We start from the raw sequence: 5,120 nt of genomic DNA, 5'->3' as shown, positions 1-5,120 counted from the left end.
GGTGTTGCTGACGCGTCACCCGATCTGAACCATCGTTGTAAGCGCAGGAGCTGCCGCAGCCCGTGGCAGCTCCTGCACCGATGACGGTGTGAGTGAAATCCGCTGCATCACACCGCCCCTGTGCGAGCGGGCTCGCCCGCGAAAGCGATTCGTCCGCCGCAACAACGCTGCGGGAAAAATACCCAGCGATCCAGCCTTCCATCGTTAACGCTTCACGGCACCTTCAGGAAAAGTTCCACCGTGGTGCACGCGTGATCGTGCGCAGTGTGCGCAGCGTCTGGCGCAACCAGGCCAGGTCATGCGGGCGTTTGCGCGCAGGGGCAGGAGCCTTGATCTTGCCGATGTGCTGGGCGAAGTCCTGTGCCAGCGTTTCTTCGGTGCCGATGCCTTTGAGCCGCTTCAGCAGTTTGCCGTCCTTGTAGAACAGCACTGTAGGCGTGCCGGTAACCAGTGGATGGCGCGGCGATTGACTGGTGTTGAGCATGTAAATGTTTGCCCGGAGCCGATACGGTTCGGCTACCTCACGAAACACCGGCCCGGCCCACTCGCAGGCGGGGCAGTGTTCATTGGCGAAATACAGAATCACCGGGCGCCAGGTTTTCAGGGCTTTGCGGTAAGTGGGCGGTAGTTCGGCGAAAGGGATGTTCACACTCATGACGGTCTCCTTGTCGGGTGCTGCGTGTTCTGTCGACCGTAAGCCAGACTGACCCGTCCGGCTACTGTCAGAGCTGACAGGTGCACATTGTGTTTTTTTGTGCAGGCTGCCCCGAAATGTGGCCCGAATACCCTCTATGTGTGGCCAACGGTAGCGTGTCCTCATGACCCCGCGCGTAACACTGCACCGGGCCTTATCTGCATCCCTTTGATTTTGCAGATCTTTCAAACCATTACAGATTCCCCGCCGATCCTGTGGCACACTTTCTGCTGTCTATTCCGTAGTAACAAACCGAGTTCCGGTATAGCGGAATAAACAACTTCTGGAGTGCTTGCCATGCATCGCCGACCTTCCTTGTTCAAAGCGTGTGTTTTTGTTCTCGCGGCTTCGTCCGCTGTCATGGGTATGGCCCAGGCAGCCGACAGCAAGCTCGACAGTGTGCTGGCCCGTGGAAAACTGATTGTCGGTACTGGCAGCACGAATGCTCCGTGGCACTTTCAAGGTGCAGACGGCAAGTTGCAGGGCTTTGATATCGACATCGCCCGGATCGTGGCCAAGGGGCTGTTCAATGATCCGGGCAAGGTCGAATTCGTGGTGCAGTCGTCGGATGCGCGGATTCCCAATCTGCTGACCGACAAGGTCGACATGAGCTGCCAGTTCATCACCGTGACCGCCAGCCGCGCTCAACAGGTGGCGTTCACCCTGCCGTACTACCGCGAGGGTGTCGGCCTGCTGCTGCCGGCCAACAGCAAGTACAAGGAAATCGAAGACCTGCAGGCCGCCGGCGACAGCGTCACCGTGGCCGTGTTGCAAAACGTCTATGCCGAAGAACTGGTGCATCAGGCGCTGCCCAAAGCCAAGGTCGATCAGTACGACAGCGTTGACCTGATGTATCAGGCGGTGAACTCCGGTCGCGCCGATGCGGCCGCCACCGACCAGTCTTCGGTCAAATACCTGATGGTGCAGAACCCGGGTCGCTACCGCAGCCCGACCTACGCCTGGAGCCCGCAGACTTACGCATGCGCAGTGAAGCGCGGCGATCAGGACTGGCTGAACTTCGTCAACACGGCGTTGCATGAAGCCATGACCGGTGTCGAATTCCCGACTTACGCGGCGTCGTTCAAACAATGGTTCGGTGTCGATCTACCGTCGCCGGCCATCGGTTTTCCCGTCGAATTCAAATGATCCCGTGAGAGCGGGGCGCCTGCATCGCCCCGCTCAAGGTACTGCTGACCATGAACTATCAGTTGAACTTTGCCGCCGTGTGGCGCGATTTCGACACCTTGCTGGCGGGGCTCGGTCTGGGCCTTGAACTGGCGCTGGTGTCGATCGCCATCGGCTGCGTGATCGGCCTGCTGATGGCGTTTGCCTTGCTGTCGAAGCATCGCGCCTTGCGGGTACTGGCCTCGGTGTACGTCACGGTGGTGCGTAACACGCCGATTCTGGTGTTGATTCTGTTGATCTACTTTGCACTGCCGAGCCTGGGCATCCGTCTGGACAAAATCCCGTCGTTCATCATCACCCTGTCGCTGTATGCCGGGGCGTACCTGACCGAAGTGTTCCGTGGCGGTTTGCTGAGCATTCCCAAAGGGCAGCGCGAAGCGGGGCTGGCCATCGGTCTCGGTGAATGGCAGGTCAAGGCTTACGTGACGGTGCCGGTGATGCTGCGCAACGTCTTGCCGGCGCTGTCGAACAACTTCATCTCGCTGTTCAAGGACACCTCGCTGGCCGCTGCGATTGCAGTGCCGGAGCTGACCTATTACGCGCGCAAGATCAATGTCGAAAGCTACCGGGTGATCGAAACCTGGCTGGTGACCACGGCGTTGTATGTCGCGGCCTGTTACCTCATTGCCATGCTGCTGCGTTACCTCGAGCAGCGTCTGGCGATTCGCCGATAGGAGGCCGCGATGTACGAATCCCCGAGTTGGTTGCATGAGTTGTGGGTGGCGCGCGAGCCGTTGTGGCAAGGCTTTTTGACCAGTGTGCAGGTGTCGGCACTGGCGATTCTGCTCGGCACGATGGTCGGTGTGGTCGCGGGTCTGGTGCTGACCTACGGCAAATTCTGGATGCGCGCGCCGTTTCGTTTTTACGTCGACCTGATTCGCGGCACGCCGGTGTTTGTGCTGGTGCTGGCGTGCTTCTACATGGCGCCGGCACTGGGCTGGCAGATCAGCGCGTTTCAGGCCGGCGCCCTGGGCCTGACGCTGTTCTGCGGCTCGCACGTGGCCGAGATCGTTCGTGGCGCGTTGCAAGCGTTGCCCCGTGGGCAGATGGAAGCGAGCAAGGCGATCGGCCTGACGTTCTACCAATCCCTCGGCTACGTGCTGTTGCCTCAGGCGCTGCGGCAGATCCTGCCGACCTGGGTCAACTCGTCCACCGAAATCGTCAAGGCCTCGACCTTGCTCTCGGTGATCGGCGTGGCCGAATTGTTGCTCAGTACTCAACAGATCATCGCCCGGAACTTCATGACCCTGGAGTTCTACCTGTTCGCCGGTTTTCTGTTCTTCGTCATCAACTACGGCATCGAATTACTCGGCCGGTACATTGAAAAGCGGGTGGCCCTGCCATGACTCAAGCTCAAGTTTCCTCACAGAATCAGGCGTTGCTGGACATTCGCGGCCTGCACAAACAATACGGTGCGGTGGAAGTGCTCAAGGGTGTCGATCTGAGCATGCAGCGCGGCAACGTCGTGACGTTGATCGGTTCCAGCGGATCGGGCAAGACCACACTGTTGCGTTGCGTGAACATGCTCGAAGAGTTCCAGGGCGGGCAGATCCTGCTTGACGGCGAATCCATCGGCTACGACGAGGTCAACGGCAAACGCGTGCGGCATGCCGAGAAAGTCATCGCCCGCCATCGCGCAATGACTGGCATGGCGTTCCAGCAATTCAACCTGTTCCCGCATTTGACGGCGTTGCAGAACGTCACCCTGGGTCTGCTCAAGGTGAAGAAAATGCACAAGGACGAAGCCGTGGTGCTCGCCGAAAAATGGTTGGAGCGCGTCGGCCTGCTACAGCGGCGCAATCACTTTCCCGGGCAGTTGTCCGGCGGTCAGCAACAGCGCGTGGCGATTGCCCGGGCGATCGCGATGAACCCGAGCCTGATGCTGTTCGACGAAGTCACCTCGGCGCTGGACCCGGAGTTGGTCGGCGAAGTGCTGAACGTGATCAAGGGCCTGGCCGAAGACGGCATGACCATGTTGCTGGTGACCCACGAAATGCGTTTCGCCTTCGAGGTCTCGGACAAGATCGTGTTCATGAATCAGGGGCGGATCGAAGAGCAGGGGCCTCCCAAGGAACTGTTCGAACGCCCGCAATCGCCGCGTCTGGCGGAGTTTCTCAAAAGCACGCGGTTTTAATCTGTTGTTTTGTAATCAGGAGAAATACCCATGAGCATTACGCGTTACGGCACCGGCAGCACCGCCGCCGGCGGTCAGCCACGTCCCTTCGCTCGCGCTGTTGAGGCGGATGGCTGGCTGCATGTGTCCGGCCAGGTGCCGGCGGTGGATGGAGAGATCATCGTTGGTGGCATCGTCGAGCAGACCCACCAGACCATGAAGAACCTGATCGCGATTCTCGAAGAGGCCGGTTATGGCCTCGAAGACGTGGTGCGTGCCGGCGTGTGGCTGGACGATCCGAGGGATTTCAGCAGTTTCAACAAGGTCTTCGGCGAGTACTTCAAACCTGAGCACGCCCCGGCGCGAGCCTGTGTGCAGGCGAGCATGATGGTCGATTGCAAGGTCGAGATCGACTGTATCGCTTACAAGAAGAAGGCCTGAACCGAGGTGACCCTATCGCGAGCAGGCTCACTCCTACCGTTGGAATACGTTGTCGTGTAGGAGCGAGCCTGCTCGCGAAAGCGATCTAACCGTCGACACCGGACTCTCGGTAAACTCCCGGCACTTTCATTGGGAATTGAAGACATGACCGAAGACACCATCAAACGCCGGGCCCGTGGTCTGGACCGGGCGTTCGATATCCTCGATTTCCTCAAGGAAATCGGCCAGCCGCTGCGTCCGAACGACATCGCCAACGGCATCGGCAGCCCGAAATCCACGGTCTACGAACTGGTGGCGTCACTGCTGGAGCGACGGATTCTGGAGCCGGTGGGCAAGGACGGTCACGTTTATCTCGGCCGGCAGTTGTATTTTCTCGGGCAGGCGCACCTGCGTCATTTCGACCTCAGCCGCGAGGCCGATCACGCCTTGCAGGAGATCGTCAGCCAGACCCGGGAAACCGCGCAGATGTGCTTGCTTAACGGGCGCAAGTACACGGTGGCGCTGATGAAGGAGGGCGAGCGGCATTTCCGCATTTCTTCCGATATCGGTGAAAACGCGCCGATCCCGTGGACCGCGTCCGGGCGCCTGCTGCTCGCCCATTTGAGCGACCAACAGATCATCGACTTGATCGACGAAGACGATTTCATCCTGCCCGACGGCGAGCGTCTGCCGCTGGAACGTTTTCTG

The 5,120-nt window shown here is 59.7% G+C and carries 8 protein-coding genes; 6 read left to right on the top strand and 2 right to left on the bottom strand.

All coding sequences use genetic code 11. The features are described 5' to 3' along the window. Both DBR24_RS31315 and DBR24_RS25775 read right to left on the bottom strand, forming a co-directional pair. Positions 1 to 202: hypothetical protein (locus DBR24_RS31315; protein WP_218278148.1), on the bottom strand; the 202-nt coding region annotated here is incomplete at its 3' end. A gap of 21 nt (positions 203 to 223) precedes the next feature. After that, positions 224 to 655, bottom strand: a complete 432-nt coding sequence (locus DBR24_RS25775; RefSeq protein ID WP_123468224.1) for a co-chaperone YbbN — start codon at positions 653 to 655, stop codon at positions 224 to 226. A 336-nt stretch (positions 656 to 991) separates the two neighbouring features. Between DBR24_RS25775 and DBR24_RS25770 the strand changes: the two genes are divergently transcribed. From DBR24_RS25770 to DBR24_RS25745, 6 genes are all read left to right on the top strand, one after another. Further along, positions 992 to 1,840 carry a transporter substrate-binding domain-containing protein gene (locus DBR24_RS25770; protein WP_123468226.1) on the top strand — a complete coding sequence of 283 codons (849 nt, stop codon included), beginning with the start codon at positions 992 to 994 and terminating at the stop codon, positions 1,838 to 1,840. 50 nt (positions 1,841 to 1,890) lie between these two features. Continuing rightward, positions 1,891 to 2,553 carry an amino acid ABC transporter permease gene (locus DBR24_RS25765; protein WP_003225455.1) on the top strand — a complete coding sequence of 221 codons (663 nt, stop codon included), beginning with the start codon at positions 1,891 to 1,893 and terminating at the stop codon, positions 2,551 to 2,553. A 9-nt stretch (positions 2,554 to 2,562) separates the two neighbouring features. Next, positions 2,563 to 3,225, top strand: a complete 663-nt coding sequence (locus DBR24_RS25760) for an amino acid ABC transporter permease (protein ID WP_123468229.1) — start codon at positions 2,563 to 2,565, stop codon at positions 3,223 to 3,225. Continuing rightward, positions 3,222 to 4,013: an amino acid ABC transporter ATP-binding protein gene (locus DBR24_RS25755; protein ID WP_128616126.1), complete on the top strand. Its 792-nt coding sequence runs from the start codon at positions 3,222 to 3,224 to the stop codon at positions 4,011 to 4,013. The genes DBR24_RS25760 and DBR24_RS25755 overlap by 4 nt, the downstream gene beginning before the upstream one ends. A gap of 30 nt (positions 4,014 to 4,043) precedes the next feature. After that, positions 4,044 to 4,433 carry a RidA family protein gene (locus tag DBR24_RS25750; RefSeq protein ID WP_007912330.1) on the top strand — a complete coding sequence of 130 codons (390 nt, stop codon included), beginning with the start codon at positions 4,044 to 4,046 and terminating at the stop codon, positions 4,431 to 4,433. Between the two features lie 144 nt (positions 4,434 to 4,577). After that, positions 4,578 to 5,120: IclR family transcriptional regulator (locus DBR24_RS25745; RefSeq protein ID WP_256591833.1), on the top strand; the 543-nt coding region annotated here is incomplete at its 3' end.

The sequence above is a fragment of the Pseudomonas sp. HMWF006 genome (assembly GCF_003061205.1).
Classification (GTDB): Bacteria; Pseudomonadota; Gammaproteobacteria; order Pseudomonadales; family Pseudomonadaceae; genus Aquipseudomonas; species Aquipseudomonas monsensis.
This window is presented reverse-complemented; position numbering and strand designations above follow the sequence as displayed.

Coding starts and splice junctions, on each gene's coding strand:
- DBR24_RS25750 (WP_007912330.1), top strand. CDS start 4,044: ATGAGCATTACGCGTTACGGCACCGGCAGCACCGCCGCCGGCGGTCAG.
- DBR24_RS25765 (WP_003225455.1), top strand. CDS start 1,891: ATGAACTATCAGTTGAACTTTGCCGCCGTGTGGCGCGATTTCGACACC.
- DBR24_RS25760 (WP_123468229.1), top strand. CDS start 2,563: ATGTACGAATCCCCGAGTTGGTTGCATGAGTTGTGGGTGGCGCGCGAG.
- DBR24_RS25770 (WP_123468226.1), top strand. CDS start 992: ATGCATCGCCGACCTTCCTTGTTCAAAGCGTGTGTTTTTGTTCTCGCG.
- DBR24_RS25755 (WP_128616126.1), top strand. CDS start 3,222: ATGACTCAAGCTCAAGTTTCCTCACAGAATCAGGCGTTGCTGGACATT.
- DBR24_RS25775 (WP_123468224.1), bottom strand. CDS start 655: ATGAGTGTGAACATCCCTTTCGCCGAACTACCGCCCACTTACCGCAAA.